General features: G+C 49.5%; 22 protein-coding genes. 12 read left to right on the top strand and 10 right to left on the bottom strand.

All coding sequences use genetic code 11. The annotated features are described in order from the left end of the window. Positions 1 to 129: 129 nt before the first annotated feature. The gene (locus P4D80_RS02975; RefSeq protein WP_421657360.1) at positions 130 to 801 is read right to left on the bottom strand and encodes an L-threonylcarbamoyladenylate synthase; all 672 of its coding nucleotides are present in this window, start codon (positions 799 to 801) and stop codon (positions 130 to 132) included. 274 nt (positions 802 to 1,075) lie between these two features. Between P4D80_RS02975 and larC the strand changes: the two genes are divergently transcribed. After that, complete coding sequence (gene larC / locus P4D80_RS02970; RefSeq protein WP_421657359.1) at positions 1,076 to 2,707, top strand: nickel pincer cofactor biosynthesis protein LarC; 1,632 nt, start codon at positions 1,076 to 1,078, stop codon at positions 2,705 to 2,707. Positions 2,708 to 2,795: 88 nt separating this feature from the next. Here the strand turns inward: larC and pyrE are convergent, their stop codons facing one another. Continuing rightward, on the bottom strand, positions 2,796 to 3,413 hold the full coding sequence (gene pyrE, locus P4D80_RS02965) for an orotate phosphoribosyltransferase (RefSeq protein ID WP_421657358.1): 618 nt from the start codon (positions 3,411 to 3,413) through the stop codon (positions 2,796 to 2,798). A gap of 142 nt (positions 3,414 to 3,555) precedes the next feature. Between pyrE and P4D80_RS02960 the strand changes: the two genes are divergently transcribed. The 10 genes from P4D80_RS02960 (at position 3,556) to P4D80_RS02915 (ending at position 9,420) form a co-directional block, all read left to right on the top strand. Then, positions 3,556 to 4,107 carry a hypothetical protein gene (locus P4D80_RS02960; RefSeq protein ID WP_421657357.1) on the top strand — a complete coding sequence of 184 codons (552 nt, stop codon included), beginning with the start codon at positions 3,556 to 3,558 and terminating at the stop codon, positions 4,105 to 4,107. Between the two features lie 292 nt (positions 4,108 to 4,399). After that, positions 4,400 to 4,825, top strand: coding sequence for a phosphomannose isomerase type II C-terminal cupin domain (locus tag P4D80_RS02955; protein ID WP_421659476.1), 426 nt, complete (start codon positions 4,400 to 4,402; stop codon positions 4,823 to 4,825). Positions 4,826 to 4,950: 125 nt separating this feature from the next. Then, positions 4,951 to 5,448, top strand: coding sequence for an HNH endonuclease (locus P4D80_RS02950; protein ID WP_421657356.1), 498 nt, complete (start codon positions 4,951 to 4,953; stop codon positions 5,446 to 5,448). A gap of 262 nt (positions 5,449 to 5,710) precedes the next feature. Continuing rightward, the gene (locus P4D80_RS02945) at positions 5,711 to 7,009 is read left to right on the top strand and encodes a DHH family phosphoesterase (RefSeq protein ID WP_421657355.1); all 1,299 of its coding nucleotides are present in this window, start codon (positions 5,711 to 5,713) and stop codon (positions 7,007 to 7,009) included. Positions 7,010 to 7,070: 61 nt separating this feature from the next. Next, complete coding sequence (gene sixA / locus P4D80_RS02940) at positions 7,071 to 7,577, top strand: phosphohistidine phosphatase SixA (RefSeq protein WP_421657354.1); 507 nt, start codon at positions 7,071 to 7,073, stop codon at positions 7,575 to 7,577. 390 nt (positions 7,578 to 7,967) lie between these two features. Continuing rightward, positions 7,968 to 8,117: a hypothetical protein gene (locus P4D80_RS02935; RefSeq protein WP_421655398.1), complete on the top strand. Its 150-nt coding sequence runs from the start codon at positions 7,968 to 7,970 to the stop codon at positions 8,115 to 8,117. Between the two features lie 66 nt (positions 8,118 to 8,183). Further along, positions 8,184 to 8,630, top strand: a complete 447-nt coding sequence (locus P4D80_RS02930; protein ID WP_421657353.1) for an IS110 family transposase — start codon at positions 8,184 to 8,186, stop codon at positions 8,628 to 8,630. Between the two features lie 31 nt (positions 8,631 to 8,661). After that, positions 8,662 to 8,979: a hypothetical protein gene (locus tag P4D80_RS02925; protein ID WP_421657352.1), complete on the top strand. Its 318-nt coding sequence runs from the start codon at positions 8,662 to 8,664 to the stop codon at positions 8,977 to 8,979. Positions 8,980 to 8,987: 8 nt separating this feature from the next. Further along, complete coding sequence (locus P4D80_RS02920; protein WP_421657351.1) at positions 8,988 to 9,254, top strand: transposase; 267 nt, start codon at positions 8,988 to 8,990, stop codon at positions 9,252 to 9,254. Then, positions 9,184 to 9,420 (top strand): hypothetical protein, encoded by a 237-nt coding sequence (locus P4D80_RS02915; RefSeq protein WP_421659622.1) that lies wholly within the window; start codon positions 9,184 to 9,186, stop codon positions 9,418 to 9,420. Before P4D80_RS02920 ends, P4D80_RS02915 begins: the two co-directional genes overlap by 71 nt. 255 nt (positions 9,421 to 9,675) lie before the next feature. Here the strand turns inward: P4D80_RS02915 and P4D80_RS02910 are convergent, their stop codons facing one another. From P4D80_RS02910 to P4D80_RS02875, 8 genes are all read right to left on the bottom strand, one after another. Beyond that, a complete protein-coding gene (locus tag P4D80_RS02910; protein ID WP_421657350.1) occupies positions 9,676 to 10,086 on the bottom strand; it encodes a hypothetical protein in 411 nt (136 codons plus the stop codon). 15 nt (positions 10,087 to 10,101) lie between these two features. After that, complete coding sequence (locus tag P4D80_RS02905; protein WP_421657349.1) at positions 10,102 to 10,467, bottom strand: type II toxin-antitoxin system RelE/ParE family toxin; 366 nt, start codon at positions 10,465 to 10,467, stop codon at positions 10,102 to 10,104. Then, complete coding sequence (locus P4D80_RS02900) at positions 10,460 to 10,696, bottom strand: hypothetical protein (RefSeq protein WP_421657348.1); 237 nt, start codon at positions 10,694 to 10,696, stop codon at positions 10,460 to 10,462. The genes P4D80_RS02905 and P4D80_RS02900 overlap by 8 nt, the downstream gene beginning before the upstream one ends. Positions 10,697 to 10,698: 2 nt before the next feature. Continuing rightward, on the bottom strand, positions 10,699 to 14,172 hold the full coding sequence (locus tag P4D80_RS02895) for a HEAT repeat domain-containing protein (protein WP_421657347.1): 3,474 nt from the start codon (positions 14,170 to 14,172) through the stop codon (positions 10,699 to 10,701). A gap of 5 nt (positions 14,173 to 14,177) precedes the next feature. Then, positions 14,178 to 14,438, bottom strand: coding sequence for a trypco2 family protein (locus tag P4D80_RS02890; protein WP_421659475.1), 261 nt, complete (start codon positions 14,436 to 14,438; stop codon positions 14,178 to 14,180). A gap of 554 nt (positions 14,439 to 14,992) precedes the next feature. Then, positions 14,993 to 15,607, bottom strand: a complete 615-nt coding sequence (locus P4D80_RS02885; RefSeq protein WP_421657346.1) for a hypothetical protein — start codon at positions 15,605 to 15,607, stop codon at positions 14,993 to 14,995. A gap of 201 nt (positions 15,608 to 15,808) precedes the next feature. Then, positions 15,809 to 16,135, bottom strand: a complete 327-nt coding sequence (locus P4D80_RS02880) for a DUF1810 domain-containing protein (protein WP_421657345.1) — start codon at positions 16,133 to 16,135, stop codon at positions 15,809 to 15,811. After that, positions 16,060 to 16,308 (bottom strand): hypothetical protein, encoded by a 249-nt coding sequence (locus tag P4D80_RS02875; RefSeq protein ID WP_421659621.1) that lies wholly within the window; start codon positions 16,306 to 16,308, stop codon positions 16,060 to 16,062. The genes P4D80_RS02880 and P4D80_RS02875 overlap by 76 nt, the downstream gene beginning before the upstream one ends. 137 nt (positions 16,309 to 16,445) lie before the next feature. On the opposite strand from P4D80_RS02875, the gene P4D80_RS02870 reads away from it, so the two are divergent. After that, positions 16,446 to 16,703, top strand: coding sequence for a UPF0175 family protein (locus tag P4D80_RS02870; protein WP_421657344.1), 258 nt, complete (start codon positions 16,446 to 16,448; stop codon positions 16,701 to 16,703). Positions 16,704 to 16,727 lie beyond the last annotated feature (24 nt).

The following is a 16,727-nucleotide window of genomic DNA, read 5'->3' as shown; positions in this document are numbered from 1 at the left end:
TGAATTCAATTGCAGCCGCAGAGGCAATCCGGATAAAACCCAACGAATGACCCAGATCGGCAGGGGGCGATCGCAATTCCAGACGAGCAGCAACCTATCCCTCTAAGGGTAGACAGTTGGCCAACTGGTTCAACTAATTTCAGCAACCCAGGTAGATGCCTCTTCCCATCCTAGACCCCTCCGAACCACAATGGGTTCCTCATCCGTTAAATCCAGAATAGTGGAAACCTGAAACCCAGGCTCAGTACCGTTATCCACAATAATGTCTACCAGTTTCTCAAGACTGTCAAATAGTTCATAGCGGGTGGGGCTGTAATGCGGTTTTCCCGAATTTCCAGATGTAGCCTCCCCATCTACCAAAAGTGGGGCAGAGGTGGAAATAATCGGATTGTCTAAAACATCCAGCAATGCGAGACAGATAGGGTGGTCAGGAACCCGGATCCCGGTTGTTTTTCGTTTAGGGCTCATCACCAGCCGGGGGACCAGTTTAGTCGCTGGCAACAAAAACGTGTAGGGACCCGGAATCAACCGCCGCATAATTCGATAGGCGGTATTGCTGACCAGGGCATATTGAGCAATGTTAGACAAAGACTGACAGAGAAAGGTCAGTGGCTTGTCATTTGACAACTGCTTGATCTGACGTACTCGCTGCACCGCATTCTTAGCGTATAGATCACAACCAATCGCATATACCGTATCTGTGGGATACAGCATTACTGCCCCCGCCTGAAGTGCGGCCCCAATTTGCTCAATAGTTCGCGTTTGAGGATTGTCAGGGTGGAGGGTGTAGACGGTTGCCATAGCCAGAGGGAGAGGGAAGGGGGGATTAGGGATTGGGGGCCAGGGAGCAGAGGGTCAAGGGGGTGGGACTGGGGGCTAAGAAGAAGGAAGAAGGAAGGAAGAAGGAAGTCAGAAGTGGGAAGGGGAAAAAATGCAAGAGGAAAGGCGAAGGGGAGAAGTTAGGAAAACAAGCAGGGGAAGCAGAAAGAGTAAGGAGTGGCTGAGTAGAGAATAAATAGATCAAATCGCCTAAAGGGTGATAGATAGGAAGATATAGCATCAACCCCTTACGCCCATGACCAAAATTGCTTACTTGGAGTGTCCAACTGGAATTGCCGGAGATATGTGTTTAGGGGCACTTGTGGATGCAGGGGTTCCTTTGGATTATTTGGTTGAAACCCTGGGTTGCCTGGGCATTTCCAAGGAATATCGGTTACAGGCAGAGCGGGTACATCGCAACGGTCAACAGGCTACAAAAGTTCATGTTGATCTGGTGCTTCCTCTCAGTGAAGAGGAGTTTGAAACCCAGGAGGCAACCAGTGCCCCAACAGCCTACCATCCATGGGGCCATTATCACGCCCACGCTGCCTTAGAGCAGGAAGATTTTGAGCACGGTCCTGCCCCTGATTTGTTCCATTCCCACAGTCATCCTCATATCCACGATCGCACTCCGGGTTCTTCTACTAACAGCCACTCGCACTCTACAGCCAGCCGCCATCTGCCAGAAATTGAACGGATGATTTTGGCTGCCGGGTTGCCTTCCAAAGCCGAAGTTTGGAGCCTATCGATCTTTCGCCAACTGGCAGAGGCAGAAGGCGCAGTTCATGGAATTCCTCCTGACCAGGTTCATTTCCATGAGGTGGGGGCAACTGATGCGATCGTAGACATTGTGGGAACCTGTTTGGGGTTGGACTGGTTGGGCATTGACAAAATTTACTGTTCTGCGCTGCCGGTAGGAGGAGGCACAATTCGAGCTGCCCACGGTCGATTGCCCGTTCCCGCCCCTGCCGTGCTAAAGCTGTTTGAGTTGCGCCAGATTCCTCTCTACAGTAATGGCATTGAACGAGAACTGGTAACGCCGACGGGGGCCGCGATCGCAACCACCCTGGCAACGCAGTTTGGCCCGCCCCCTTCCATGACCCTACTTCGAGTTGGTTTAGGCGCAGGCTCGATTGAACTACCCATTCCCAACATTTTGCGGCTGTGGATTGGGGAAAGGGGAAAAGGGAAAGGGGTCTGGGACTGGGGACTAGAAGGGGAAAGACGAAAGGGGAAGGGCGAAAGGGAGAAGTCAGAAGCCAGAAGCCAGGAGCCAGGAGCCAGGGGTGGGGAATGGGAAGTAGGGAGGGGGAAAATGGAAACTCAAAACTCAGAACTCGTAACTCAAAACTTATCTCCCCATCCCCTCATCCCCCCATCCCCCCATCCTCCCCATTTTCCTACGTCCCACTCCCCACTCCTCACAGAAACGATCGCTGTGCTCGAAACTCAAATTGACGACCTCAACCCGCAAGCTATTGGCTATCTGTACGATGTGCTATTTGCAGCAGGAGCACTGGATGTGTTTACTCAGGCGATCGGGATGAAAAAGTCGCGGCCTGGAATCTTGTTAACCGTTATTTGCCATCCAGAAGCCGCGATCGCCTGCGAAACGATCCTGTTCCGAGAAACCACCACCTTGGGAATTCGGCGGTCAATTCAACACCGTCAAATTCTGCACCGCGAAATTCAGCAGGTGCAAACCAGTTACGGCTCTATCCGGGTAAAAGTTGCCTGGGCAGACGAAACCCATGAATCAACCATTAACGTGCAACCCGAATACGAAGACTGTGCCCAAATTGCCCGCCAGCGCAACCTTTCCTGGCGAGAGGTCCATCGGCTGGCACTACAGGCCTGGTACGGCAAGGGGGGAGGGGTGGGGGAGTGACGGAGTGATCGGGTGAAGGTCAGTTATCGATTGCTAAGAGAGGGGTGAGGTGAGAACTTACAACTCATCCACTCATCCACCCACCTCTCTACCCTATCTCCCTCCACCGCTGCTGAATGTCCTGAATTGAAAAGACGGATTGGAAAGGAATTCCAGCTTGTTGATAAAGTTTGGCTCCGCCCTGGTGGCGATCAACCAGAGCGATAATTCCATTGACACAATAACCCGCCTGCTGTAGGCGTTCAGCGGCTTTCAAGGCTGAACTTCCAGTCGTTACCACATCTTCCAGAACCGTGATGGTACTTCCTTCGGGCAGGAGGGGGCCTTCGATGTAGGCGCGGGTGCCGTGGCCTTTGGCTTCTTTGCGAATAATCAGGGCGGGGAGTGATCGCCCCTCATAGGCGGCAACCACATTAACTGCGGTCACAATCGGGTCTGCACCCAGTGTTAATCCAGCAACGGCCTGAGTTTCAGGTGTTAAGAGAGGCAACAAAATGCGTCCAACTGCCAGCCCACCCCAGGCATGAAGTGTCACTTGCTTACCGTTGATGTAATAGGAACTCCGCTGACCGGAAGAGAGGAAAAAATCTCCTTCCTGGTAAGCAACCTGACAGAATAGATCTAATAATTTCTGTCGCAAAGTCAGCCAATCTAAGGTTGCAATTGAGTCACTGAAATCAGTTAACGATTGACGAATTTCTGTCATTTTTTTGGGCAAACTCAGTAAAATTGATAAAGGCTAAATCTGTGGTTTGGGTAGACTCTAGAGGATAGCCAGATATTCTACCAGTCCCGATCTTAGTCTTAAAAAGAGACAACCCCCAATCCAAAAAATGAGGAGTGATCCCATGAGAATAATTCGTAGGAACGCAATCGCCGGGCTGACTGTTTCTTTCCTTTCTATCCTTGGAGTTTCATCTGTCACCGCCCAAGAGATTCTGATTAGTCCTGCCCCTGTACCCGTTAGAAGCCGCGCTCCCTTAGAGTTTCGCAACAGCATTGAAGAAGCCTTTGATGATGCTTTCTTCGATCACGATCGCGACTTTTTTAAAAACCGCAGTTTTCCCAGGCAGGTTGACTTGCTAATTGGTATTGGAGGGTTTCCTGAGAATGAAATCAGTCGGGATGGCAGATCGGTGAACAATTTGTATCGGGAAGTGCTCGCCCGTCAAATGGCGAGTGGTCCGATTATCCGGGTATTTGACCTGCCCAGCTCCTTCTGCCAGTCATTGCGAACCATTCCCGTTCCACCCAGCTGTCTCATCAATGGTTGTCCCTCGGTCGGCTGTCCAGTCGTTGCCCAGCCAGTTGTTCCTCCATCGTCCGTTCCATCCGTGATTGAAAGTGTTCCCCCCACTGAAACCCAACCCCCCCAACAGCAAATTCCTGCACTCTGGTAGAGAGTCGTCTGTAGATCCTGGCAATGGGAATGGGAAACAGGAAGAGGAAAGAAGAAAGAAGAAAGAAGAAAGAAGAAAGGGGAAAGAGAAAAGAAGGAGGAAAGACACCAAAATTTAGGAGCTAGAAGTTAGGAGTTGGGAATAGAGAGTGGGGAGGCAGAAATTCAAAACTCAAAACTCTCATACTCCCAGGTTGCCTTCTTCTTTCTTTTTTCTTCCCTCTCATCTCTGCCTCAGTCTTGGGCTGGCTTTGAAGATCCTGCATGATAGAGGAGTAGCGTTGGTAGATGAAATGATGGGCGACTTAATTGACAATCGCGACCTTCCTCACACCCAACCGCCGGATGCGGATACAGTGAGAGTTCGTCCCTGGGGTACAGTGACGCTCCTGGAAGAGAGCGATCACTATCGGATTAACCGGATTGAGCTTTTGCCTGGTCATCACATCAGCACCCAGATGCACTATCACCGCAGTGAACATTGGATCGTAGTATCGGGGACGGCCAAGGTCATTTGCGATGGCAAAGAAACCATCCTGGTTCAGAAGCAGTCTACCTATGTCCCCACCTGTACCCCCCATCGGGTCGAAAATCCAGGAGTCATTCCCCTCGTGATGATCGAAGTTCAAAATGGAGAGTACCTGGGTGAAGACGACATCACCCGGCTTGGCGACGCAGAAACGGAAAGTGAAAAGACAAAATTAAATGCTAAGGGCTGATTAGAAAATCAGGGTGTGGGAATACCGTTAGACTTTAAAAATATGGGGGGATCTTTCGCCTTTCTCGATCCTTTCCATACCACCTGTGTTACCATCTGTAAAACTCTTGTTTCAACTGAATCATAATGGGCAAGGTTCTGGTGCTCAATGCCTCTTACGAACCCCTCAACATTACGAGCTGGCGTAGGGCTGTCATCTTGCTAATTAAGGGCAAAGCAGAGCAGGTTGAACACAACGGCAAGTACGTTTACTCTGGCTTTCCACTTCCTACGGTTATTCGGCTGCGTCACTATGTCCGGGTACCCTACAAAGAAATTCCCCTGACGCGTCGTAACCTGCTGCATCGAGATAGCCACTCCTGCCAATATTGTGGCTATACAGGGGATGAACTCACACTTGATCATGTAGTGCCTAGATCACGAGGTGGCAACGATACCTGGGAAAATATTGTAACGGCTTGTGTGCGTTGTAATGTCAAGAAAGGGAACCGTACTCCCAAGGAAGCTGGTATGACCCTCCAGATTCCCCCTCGAAAACCTTACAGTGGGCTTTACTTCGAAGTGACGAAACATCTTAAAAACGGTGTCAATCAAGAATGGCGTAAATATGTGATTGGTGTGTAACTCTCTGTATGCGATCGCGGAGGGTTTTGTTTCGGTCTGCCCACTACCGCAGACTATTGATTGCAACCCTTGGCGTGCCTGCTCTCTGTTGTCTGACCCCGATTCCCCACTTCCTTTGAAGTACCTTTTTAGGCTTATGACGTTTTTGGTTTTTTTTGCGAAGATCAAAGAATCACTTTATCGCATCTAAGTGTTGGCTTTTACCAGATAATTAGGCTGCGATCAGGTAAAAATCTGCCGCACTTACCTTTTTAATACAAGTATGCAAAATTCGCTAACATCCCTTGATAGTTTGCTAACTGTCTCAGAGGCCAGCCAGGTCAGTAGTACCCATTCCTCCTCCATCACCCTTGACTCGACCGCAATTAAGCCAGTGGCAAAGTCCGTCCAACAGACAGAGAGCTTTCAAGCACAGCCGTTTGGTTATGAAGTTCCCCGTTCCCTGGAGCAGAGCCAAAAGGTAGAAGCGCTGCGCCAAACTTTGGATAAACACCGGGGAGAACGGCAGATTGTGGTTTTACAGGACTTTCCCGATCCCGATGCTCTGTCTTCAGGCTGGGCCTACAAACTCATTGCTCAAAAATTCGACATCCAGTGCGACATCGTCTACGCAGGCACCCTCAGCCACCAGGAAAATATTGCGCTTGTTAAGCTGATGAGCTTACCTGTGCAGCGTTGGGCCCTCCCTACTCTAAAGAGCCGTGACCTTTCGGTTTATCAGGGATGCGCATTAGTTGATAACCAGGGAACTACCTGTGGTCTCGTACCGCCCTTACTTCAGGCTGGAATTCCAATCACGGTTGTCATTGACCATCACAGTATGCAGGAAGGCATCAAAGCTGAGTTTGTGGACATTCGCCCCTATACTCGTGCCACAGCGACTATCCTGACCCAGTATTTGCAGGCGGGGTTGCTGAAGCTGGATAGCAATTCGAGTGAGCACGTGAAATGTGCTACCTCGCTTATGCATGGGTTACGGTCTGACACCAATGCCCTCAGGCAGGCACAGGAAGAAGACTTTCTGGCAGCGGCTTATCTGAGTCGCTATTACGATGCGCAGTTACTCAATGCGGTGCTTCAATCCTCCCGCTCCCGCCAGGTGATGGATGTGATTGAACGATCGCTCAAAAACCGCATCGTGCAAAACAACTTCTCCATTGCTGGGGTTGGTTATCTGCGCTACGATGATCGGGATGCTATCCCCCAGGCGGCTGATTTCCTGGTCACCGAAGAAAATGTCCACACGGCAGTGGTCTATGGCATTGTCCACGATGAAGACGAAGATCTGGAAGTAGTCGTCGGCTCCCTCCGAACCAACAAAATCACCCTTGATCCTGATGAATTTATCAAAGAAGCCTTCGGGCAAGACACTCAGGGCCGGTTCTTTGGTGGTGGGCGATCGCAAGCAGGTGGCTTTGAAATTCCCCTTGGCTTTCTCTCCGGCTTCACCGAAAGCTCCGAATACGCCAAGATGAAGTGGACCGTTTTTGACACCCAGGTGAAGCAAAAACTCCTCCGTCTGGTGAACCCAGAACAGCACTTTCCCAATGGAATGAATTAGCAGGCTATTCGCTGTTAGCTCCTGGCTTCTACCTCCTGACCCCTAACCCCCTACCCTTACAATGGCCACTCTCGACCTGTACATCATTCGTCATGGATTAGCCGGAGAGCGGGGTACCTATGCCAATGATGACGAACGCCCTTTGACGAGTGAAGGTAAGAAAAAGACCCGGCAAATTGCCAGACGGCTGGCTGAGCTTGACGTTCAGTTTGACCTGATCCTGACCAGTCCCCTGGTGCGAGCAAAGCAAACGGCAGAAATCTTGCTAGAAGCTGGATTGGCTCAATCCCTGGAAGAGGCGGGTTATCTTGCCCCCGGTGGTGATATCGATGCCTGGATAGACTGGTTGCAGACGTGGCGGCAGTCAGGAAAAAGCAACCTGGCTTTGGTTGGTCACGAACCTGACCTGAGCGAATGGGCAGAAACCCTCGTGTGGGGTAAACCCAAAGGTGCTTTTATCCTCAAAAAAGCAGGCGTGATTGGACTGACCCTGCCAGAGGCTGGCTCTCCAATTGCCAACAGTGAACTATTCTGGCTATCCCCGCCTCGATTTTTGCTGGGAAAGTGAACCAGGGAGGAAGGGGCAGCATTATACGAGGCAATTGGTGAGCATTAGTCAGTCAACATTCGGCAAATCAGTGAAAACTGGGCAGAACAGATGGATTATTACCGCTTTTAGACAATGAGCAAGTGAGCATTGGCGAGATCAAGCAAAGCTTGGCGAGTCATGTCATCAGCAAGTGGAGGGACTCCATTGGACTCCTTCCGCCTCAGAGGCGATTATGGGGAGACGGAACAGCGCAAGAGAGGAGACGACCATGCAGTGAGCGACCGGCAGATGTCTACTAACATATTGCTTCGCTCCTCTCATGCAGCTCGCTAAGAGCCAGAGAAATGGTAATTAGGAAAAGAGACTGGGCTAGGGATTGAGGACGACCATCCAACGTCAGACAGCCGGATGTCTACTAACATATTGCCTCGCCTCAACCCTGACCGGCTTCCTTTAACGAATTCTCAGGGATTGCGTGGTTTTCACACCTTCCATAATCTCTTCGCTCAGAAGCAGGCAGCCCAGTTCCTGACAACAAACTATCCCCAACTTAGCTGATGGAAAGAACCTTTGTCGCCTACATCGGCATCGACTGGTCAGATCGTAAACACGACATCTGTCTGTATGACCCCGAGCGCACAGCGAGAATACAGCGTGATCGGCACTCAACCGCAAGAGATTGCCAATTGGGTTGCGACCTTGCAACAGCGATACGGCAATGACCCAATCGCCATCTGTCTGGAGCAAAAGCGAGGACCCCTGATTTACGCACTGTGCCAGTACGAAAACCTAGTGCTGTTTCCCATCAATCCGCGCACAGTCTCCAACTATCGGCGAGCCTTTCAGCCCTCACGCGCAAAATCAGACCCCGTGGATGCTCAAATTCTAATTGAGCTGCTGCTCAAGCATCCTGACAAGATTCCTCCGTGGCAACCCGCATCTTGTGAACTGCGAGCCTTGCGGCAGTGGAGTGAATCTCGCCGCATGCTGGTGGGCGAGAAGGTGCGGTTGACCAATCGTATGACCGCTGCGCTGAAGAACTTCTACCCCCCAAGTGCTGGATTGGTTTGAGGATAAAGATACTCAAGTGTTTTGCGACTTTATGACTCAATACCCTGATCTCCACTGCGCCCAAGCTGCCTCGGCTGAGGAATTGACTCAGTTCTTCCAGTCTCATCGAGTCATTCGCCATAGCGCCATTGAACGGCGCATTCACCAGATTCAAACCGCTGGTACCCCGCTGACAGAAGACCCAGGCATCGTCAAACCGATGCAATGGCTGGTGCAAACGCTGGTGATTCAACTCAAGGCACTCTTGCATCGACTCGATGAGTTGAATCAAACGATTGAGCAGTTGTTTCAGTCTTTGCCAGATGCGGCGTTTTTCGAGGCTTTACCAGGAGCAGGCCCCCCCATTTAGCCCCTCGATTGCTGGTTGCCTTTGGTGATGACCGCAGTCGCTTCGGCAACGCCCAGGCGTTTATGAGCTATATCGGCATTGCACCGGTCAAAGAAGAGAGTGGCAAGAAACGCTGGACGCACTGGCGCTGGAGTTGTCCAAAGTTTCTGCGGCAGTCCTTTGTGGAGTGGGCTGACCAGTCGCGGCGACACTCATCGTGGGCCAATGCGTTCTATCAGCAGCAGCGGCGATCGGGCAAAAAGTCATCCCAAAGCGATTCGCGCTCTGGCGTATAAGTGGGGACGAATTCTCTGGCGCTGCTGGCAAGACCGAGTGCCCTATGACGAAGACCGCTATCTGGCAGCGCTCCAGCGGAAGAGGTCGCCGTTAGCGGCGATGCTAGTCCAAAGCCCAGTTGAAATGACTACTACAGCAGGTGAGTGCGGCAATTCTACGGCTTAAGTCACGCTAAAAGACACACGACAGTTCAACGAATGGAACGTATTTAGGAATGAAATATTGAATGCAATTTAGCCAGCTTTAGGATGGCTTATGGTCTGCTGCGTTTTGAGTCTGTGCATCAATTTACTCGGTATCTTTTCACAGTTGACTGTTGACTCCGTCTCCCTCAGGGCCTATGTTAGGCGGCTTTTTCTTGCTGAGTACTCTGGGTTGCATTTAAGTCTCAACAGATAAGGGAATGGTGCTTTGCATGATTTAGACTCCTTGATTGGGGGTTTCGCTCATTTTATCGAGATAGGTCAGGGTCGCTTTTGCCCATACGCTGTCTTCGAGGTAGTGCTTGACGACTTCGCCCAGGGTAGCTTTAATGGCTTGGGCGTGGCGTTCAGGATTGAGGATCTGTTGGCGCAGGGTTGCTAGCTTACTACTCGGGGATTGCTTGATTTCAGTGAATTCGGCATCAATGATGAGTAAGGCTTCGGCTTCGGTGGTGATCTGGGGATGTTGAGTCTGGAGTTGGATCAGGAGGGCTTGCAGGTCAGCAATAGCCCCTTCCACTTCAGGGTTCGTGGCGTAGCTGTTTTGGAGACCAATGACGGTGCCAGCATTATGCTCAATGATTTGGCTGGATTGGGTGTGGATGGTGTATTTAGAGGGTTCAGACATCAGGTTTGCTTGGGGTTAAGTGGCTTCTGTGTCAGCGTGGAATTTTTCGATAATGGTGCAAATTTCGTCTACAGTCACATCGTCTTGGTCTGATTTGGCGTAGAGGTAGAGGAGGACGACGCTAGTTGAGGTCAGGCTTTGGTAAATGACACGGTAACCACCACTTTTACCTTTGCGAATGTCGCTGTTTTTGACACGGACTTTGTAGACAACATAATCAGCAAAGCCAGGGATGCGATCGCCAGGAAGATCTCCACTTTGCAGTTGCTCGATCAGGGTTTGTAGGTCGGATTCAATGTTTCGATAGCGTTTTTTGAGAGTGCGGGCTTCCCGTTTGAATGCGTCGGCAATGAAAACCTGGATATATGGAGATTCAGTCATTGCTGTCATCGTCCCACAGAGTTTCTACAGGACTGATGCGTCCTGCTTTCACATCTGCGAGGGCGCGGTAGATCCCAGAGAGGACTTCGGCTTTGGGGGTGTCGTCGCGATCTGGAGCGACGATTTGCTGAAGAGACTGAAGGATGAAGGTTTCCAGAGGGACATTGAGTTGAGCCGCTAGTTGGGAAAGTTGCTGTTCAAGCTCTGGGGGAATTTGGATGGTTAACACGATCAATCTCCTTTTTCGTTCAAATTCAGTGGTTCTTTGCCAATGACCTTGCCAGCATTGTTTTCAACAACTTGAAAGACTTCGGCATTGACTTCGTAATGATGAGTGATATGAATTCCTTCATTCGTGGGATCAGCCATCACTCTTTCCTCTTCAGATTGCTGTCTTAGCTTTTCTCTTTGAATGGCAAAAATCTCATGATTGAAATATCCACAGCGATCGTTAATTGCTGCGATAGTCGATAATAGATTTAAATTGTTATTTCCCTTTTGCAATTGCCAAAGTTGAGATAAATTCTCTGGAGAGCCTATCCTCTCTAATGCCATAGCTGCAATTCGTCGCGCTTCACTATCTGAGTTGAAAGAGTTTATAAAGTCTGTATGCAAATCATCAATTGAACCAGATGATCGATAATAGCCAGAATTTTCTAAAGCGGTGATGCCTTCTCTTAGTATGTGAATTAGGATAGGTTCTGCTTTGTCAATGAGAATTCCCCAATCCTTTTCGATAGTAGAGCAACAGGTATCAGATCTATCAGGTGGAAAAAGCCCCTCGAAAGTTGAATCATCGATCGCTATTTCGGGTGGAGGTACATTGTTTCCCAATCTTTGCAAAGCATTACTTGCAGACTCACGACAAGACAAGTCAGGATCTTTTGAAGCGATCTGATGCAAAGTTGCTATAGCCTCTTCTGATCCAATATTTTCTAAGGCTTTAATAATAGCCCAACGGGCATATATGTCCTGATCTTGAAGTTCCCTAATCAGAATAGGTACATAAACTTCTGACGCAACTTCTCCCAATGCATGAATGGCAAACATCCGTGAAGGGTTACTCCGATCTTGAACCGCCTGGACTAGGAGGGCTAAAGCTGAGTCAGTACCAATTTTCTTTAAGGTGTCAACAGCGCGAGCATTAACGAATGACTCCTCGTCCTTTAGTAAATTATTCAGAACATTTATAGCTTGTTCAGATTTAAATTGACCTAATTCATGAGCAACACAACTCCGAATATCTTTGTCTGGGTGTTTCTCTAAATGAAGTAGTTTTTCAAATGCAGACTTAGATCCAATACTTGCAAGGGCTTCTACAATATCCTCATCGCCATAGCATTGCAGTGCTTCTTCCAGAACGGGTATGGTTGCTTCTGTTCCAATGAGTTTTAGCGCAGAAATCGCTGTCTTGACTGTTAACCGATCTCTTGTTTGCCAACTTCCACCTTTGAGAAATTTTTCCAAAACTGGAATGGCTGCATTAGAATGAGTCTCACCCAAAAGATTGGCAAGAACATGATCTGGTAAGCCCAAGTCTAGTAGAATCTCGACCGCCTGTGTTTGAAACCGATTCAGCACTTTCCCTGCCAAGATACTGCCCAAAATGGGGGATACCTCTAAGCCTAACTTCACGAAGCGCAATGCTTGAGCTTCATCGATTAGACCTAGCATGAGGGAAATGGATTCTTGCCACTTCAGGTAGTTAAGATAATCTTGCTTCAGTTGTTCATCAGTCAGGTTTGGCAAGATCTTGAGGATGTATTCTGCTGCGTAATATTCTTGAATCAGTTGGTGACAGAACTCAAGATGTTCTTCAAAGTTGGGTTGAATAACGGGTTGGATCAAGTGATATTTCAGTAGATCCTTGAGCCAGTGTTCGGCACACTCTCTAGAATTTGACCGATCTGTTTGCTGCAAATATGTTGTTAAACAGTCTTCTGCTTCCTCCCTGGGGATAGATAGCTGAAGATCGATCGAGCTTTTTCCCTGCATCATGACAAACGCCAGATGACGCAGCAGTTTATGCCACTGGTCTCTAGAATCAACGGGAGTATCGGATTGTATATTTTGATCATAGAGTCGGGCAAACTCCCGAAATGCGAGTCCTAGATTGTCAGGAACCTTGCCATTGTGAGCGAATACCCGACAGAGCATCCATAATAATAATGGTGTTTCGGCAAACTTGCGGAGTCTGTCTCCCTGAAGTTGCTGAAATAGCCGATCGCCTTCCTCTCCCAGATACCCCTGCACAAACTCGCGTATTTGTGGTTCCTTCAGGGGCAGCATGTTGAGCGTTTTCTCAATGCCCAAGGTGCCACCCCCACCCAAATCTCGCGTTGAAACGATCATTGGTGTGGTGAGACGATAGCGATCGCGGAAATTGGCAACCTCTGTCTCGAAGGTTTTTGGTAACTCGTTCAAGCCATCCAGCAATACCAGGAATCTACCCTGGCGCAACAATTCCTCAATCTGGGCAATCTCCAGGGTGACCTGGTGACCCACCAGGAAATCTTGAATCAGTCCTTCAATTGTTCCGGTACAGCGTCGCAACTTCACCAGCACGGGAATTCGAGCATCTGAATCGTGTAGCGCCTTCTCTGCCTCTTCCCAGAGCAACCGTTCCAACGAGGTTGACTTCCCCGATCCGGGTTTGCCGATCAGTACCACATGCTCCGCCGCATAGTTTCGTAGCCCTGCCAACACATCCCATTGCTCAACCCGCTCTTGCAGTTTCGGCACCCCATCGGGGCGATCGCCCTGCTCCCGCTTGTCGGGCTTCACCATCTCCGCTCGCAACTTCAAACGTGATGGAAACCGACGTTGGGAAATGGAAGCAATGTCATGTGCTGGCATTTGCCGCCGATCTTCCACCGTTATTGGGGTATAAAGGACTTGCCACTCCCGATAATCCTCATTGGCAAGGATGGCTTGTAAATAGGGTTGAAAATCAGTTTCAGCTTGCCCCTCAAGGGATACTAAATGGACGATCTCTGGCTCAGGATTAATGCCATACTCCTTGAGCAACTGCCGCCATTGCTCATCAGCGTAGACTGTCCCAACAGGAGTCGCCTCAACGTGGTTGGGCTGCATTGGTCGTGGGTGGCGCGTCTGCACCGCAACTACCAAACCATCGCAAATAACTGCTGCCCCGGACATCCCTCGCCATTCAGATTTGGGTTCTTGTGAATTCGCCTTGATTGCTTGGATAACCCTTGCCTCTGAATATTCAGATGCTAAATTCTCATAAATTCTCAGCACTAATAGACTATCTGGAGAGGTATCTGCCAGATAAATAGTGCCCTCAACTTGGAGTCCGCTTGCAGCAGAACCCTGTCCTCGTTGAGTCCATCCCCATCCAGGATAGCCATACATTTGAAATGCTATCTTTTCGCCTGTTTTGCCTTCCGGCAATTTGCCCAGTGTAATTGCCTCAACGCCTTCAACACCCTCTGGTAGTTCGATCAAAGCAAGGTCTAAGCATTTGGCTTTCCAAACAACCTGGGCTTTTTGTTTGCCAAAGCTTCTTCGTTTATCTCTTACCTGACAGTAAGAACCCACATTATCTAGCAAATGAGCCGCCGTGAGTACCAGCCGACCGCCGATGCGATAGCCAGAGCCGCAACTGTCTTTGGAGTTGTCCCTGGTGTCTCTGATGACAATAACCTCAACTGCCCGACTGGGTTGAAACTCGCGGATAGACATATGTATTACTCCGGCACTTCGTTACTCCCAGTGAAAATTGATCCAGGGTTGTCACTTCCACCGCGAATGTCAACGGGTTTAAGCGGAATCACTACTTTATGCACATTCTTATCTCTAGCCGTTCCACCTCCCCCCAACTCAACGACCCAGAACTTGATGCCCCCTTTCGCCTTGGCACTGCGTTCCACTTCGATCTGGAACTCCATCGTGATCTCTCCCACCTCAAACCGCAGGCGCTCTCCCTGCGAGGCGACAATCGATTCAATTAACTCTGTACTCTGTTCGCAATGCCGCGATCGCTTCCTGTAACCCGATCCGTTTTGGTTCCGCCATACCCCTCACCCTGGGTTTTGATAGAGTCTACAGTTCTATTTTCTCAGAAAACCCCTTAGCGGGAGAGGAGTCTAAAGGAATTTTGCGATCGCCTCTCAAGCCTCTCTAGTGATGCGTTAGCTGGAGCGCGTCACCGATTACCCTTCACCATTTTCACCATTTCCTACCTGCTTTGAGACATCACAGCCTACTCAAATAAATCACACAATTGACGGCTTCCTGGGAGATCTCGCACTCACCGATAACATTCAAGTACGAGTGCAACACCTTGGTGCGAAGCCAGCTAACAACCCCGTTCACCCGCTGCTAGCAATCTCTTGGACTCAACACAGAGACTCTGTACAGTCGGTGTGCAACGGGATTGTTAGACCTTGACTTCCTCGCAGAGTTTGACCGTATTAAGACTCTATGAGAATTTTGGAGATATCAGTCAATATCATCGGTTATGAAGAAAGGGTTAGGGGATGAAGGAAACCTCAATGAAAAACTAGTTATCGCAACTGGTTTCTAACCCATAGACAATCGATTTATAGCGCCCGTCTGCGGTGCGGATGACGGCACAGGAGTTTGTTCTAGTCTCGCGCCAATAGCCATACACGGAATCACCTGAAGGCTCCGACTTGACAAACTCATAGCCCCGCTGGATGACAACATCTTCTGCCTGTCCAGCTCTGGCTCCTACCAAATCCTGTAGTCCGGGTACTGGATCGCCAACTTGCACGTTACTGGCTTGGGCATTCTGAGGTTCTTCCTTGTAAGGGGTTGTATCCCAGTAAACGAAGATTGATTCAGTAGCGAGGCGGTAAATATGCCCCCCGTCGCCCATCCCAGACTGCCGATAAGCCGCACGACCGTTTTGATCGAGATAGTTTCCGGGTTGATCCCCTACAGGACTCAATTCATAGCGTCTACCATCTTGAAGTTCAATGCTAACGAATCCCTGACGCTGCGAAAAGGTACAAAGACCAGAAGAGGTGGCGCGGTCTTCTCCTCTTGGAAAAACATCACAGCGAGCAGTCACTGTATCTGCTTTGGCAGATACAGTGATCCCCAAAGAAGCAATTGCTAATGTTACTGCAAAAATCGTTTTCGAGTACTTCATTCTATAAATATCTTCTCAATTCAACACCAAGATTCTACATCAAAACCGATCGCTCCGATCGCTTTGAATGCGCGGTCTAACGCTTGTGGTCACCCGGCCCGCGCGGACGATTGTCCATCCCAAAGCGCTCGGCTCGCGGGCTCGGGTGCACCACTTGGTTCGCCATTCTTCGGCAGAACAGGTCGGCTGGCAGCGGTGTAATCAGTTTTGATTCAGTAACTCAAGAGTTCGTCGATCACTCTTTCCATCAAAGTACTTGTCAATGATCTTTTGGAATACGGAATTGGCATTTGAAACCTGAGCAAAAAGCGTCGCGCAAGATCGGAGCTTCATGTCATCCGGTGTGCCAAAAATCTCAGTTGCAGATCGTCCGTCGACGGCCAGCGCGGCATCGCAAATTGTGATCAGGCGTGGCCCAAGCACATCATGTGTGAGATAAGCATAGGCCTCATCTAAACCCGTGATGCCGTATTTCTTGGCCATCGAACTGTGACCCAGACCGCGAAGCTGAGGGAAGATGTACCACATCCAGTGTGACGCTTTAGCCCGCTCTTGATCTCCGACAATGCGGTATGAAAGGTACCGTCCTGGGCCAGAACGAAACGAGCGAGATCAAAATGGTCGTTAGTGTGTGTGTTGTGCATCAAAGGTTTCTGGCGAACGGTGAAGTTGTGCGGCGGCAGATAACTTGGAACTCTCACCGATAACCTCTGTACCGTCCGCACCAACGCAGTGTTATGCCGCGCCGCTGCAAGAGCTAGAAATGTCAAGAGCTTAACCTGTTTTTACTTTGGCTGCTACGATCTAAGCAGAAGATTTAATAGTTGGAGGAAAAAGCATGAGTTTGGTGATTTCAGACGACCTAGTAAGAGCCAGTGGCTTTTCAGAAAACGAGCTATTTCTGGAGATTGTGCTTATGTTGTTCCGACAAGACAAAATTAGTTTGGGAAAAGCGAGTGAGTTAGTAGGACTGCATCGGATGCAATTTCAAAATTGTTGGCAGATCGAGATATCTGTGTCCATTATGATGTCGCTGAGTTTCAAGATGACATTGATACTCTATAGGATGCGGATTAGCTGTGATCATAGTAAGTAATACCTCACCAATTTCAAACCTGGC

This window comes from Leptothermofonsia sp. ETS-13 (assembly GCF_049200465.1).
Taxonomy (GTDB): Bacteria; Cyanobacteriota; Cyanobacteriia; order Leptolyngbyales; family Leptolyngbyaceae; genus Leptothermofonsia.
Note: the sequence above shows the minus strand (reverse complement) of the source record. Positions and strands in the feature narration are given on the sequence as shown.

Coding starts and splice junctions, on each gene's coding strand:
- P4D80_RS02950 (WP_421657356.1), top strand. CDS start 4,951: ATGGGCAAGGTTCTGGTGCTCAATGCCTCTTACGAACCCCTCAACATT.
- P4D80_RS02945 (WP_421657355.1), top strand. CDS start 5,711: ATGCAAAATTCGCTAACATCCCTTGATAGTTTGCTAACTGTCTCAGAG.
- P4D80_RS02955 (WP_421659476.1), top strand. CDS start 4,400: ATGATGGGCGACTTAATTGACAATCGCGACCTTCCTCACACCCAACCG.
- P4D80_RS02910 (WP_421657350.1), bottom strand. CDS start 10,086: ATGTCTGAACCCTCTAAATACACCATCCACACCCAATCCAGCCAAATC.
- P4D80_RS02895 (WP_421657347.1), bottom strand. CDS start 14,172: ATGTCTATCCGCGAGTTTCAACCCAGTCGGGCAGTTGAGGTTATTGTC.
- P4D80_RS02930 (WP_421657353.1), top strand. CDS start 8,184: ATGACCCCGAGCGCACAGCGAGAATACAGCGTGATCGGCACTCAACCG.
- P4D80_RS02905 (WP_421657349.1), bottom strand. CDS start 10,467: ATGACTGAATCTCCATATATCCAGGTTTTCATTGCCGACGCATTCAAA.
- P4D80_RS02935 (WP_421655398.1), top strand. CDS start 7,968: ATGTCTACTAACATATTGCCTCGCCTCAACCCTGACCGGCTTCCTTTA.
- P4D80_RS02870 (WP_421657344.1), top strand. CDS start 16,446: ATGAGTTTGGTGATTTCAGACGACCTAGTAAGAGCCAGTGGCTTTTCA.
- P4D80_RS02960 (WP_421657357.1), top strand. CDS start 3,556: ATGAGAATAATTCGTAGGAACGCAATCGCCGGGCTGACTGTTTCTTTC.
- pyrE (WP_421657358.1), bottom strand. CDS start 3,413: ATGACAGAAATTCGTCAATCGTTAACTGATTTCAGTGACTCAATTGCA.
- larC (WP_421657359.1), top strand. CDS start 1,076: ATGACCAAAATTGCTTACTTGGAGTGTCCAACTGGAATTGCCGGAGAT.
- P4D80_RS02885 (WP_421657346.1), bottom strand. CDS start 15,607: ATGAAGTACTCGAAAACGATTTTTGCAGTAACATTAGCAATTGCTTCT.
- sixA (WP_421657354.1), top strand. CDS start 7,071: ATGGCCACTCTCGACCTGTACATCATTCGTCATGGATTAGCCGGAGAG.
- P4D80_RS02975 (WP_421657360.1), bottom strand. CDS start 801: ATGGCAACCGTCTACACCCTCCACCCTGACAATCCTCAAACGCGAACT.
- P4D80_RS02925 (WP_421657352.1), top strand. CDS start 8,662: ATGACTCAATACCCTGATCTCCACTGCGCCCAAGCTGCCTCGGCTGAG.
- P4D80_RS02880 (WP_421657345.1), bottom strand. CDS start 16,135: ATGTGGTACATCTTCCCTCAGCTTCGCGGTCTGGGTCACAGTTCGATG.
- P4D80_RS02915 (WP_421659622.1), top strand. CDS start 9,184: ATGCGTTCTATCAGCAGCAGCGGCGATCGGGCAAAAAGTCATCCCAAA.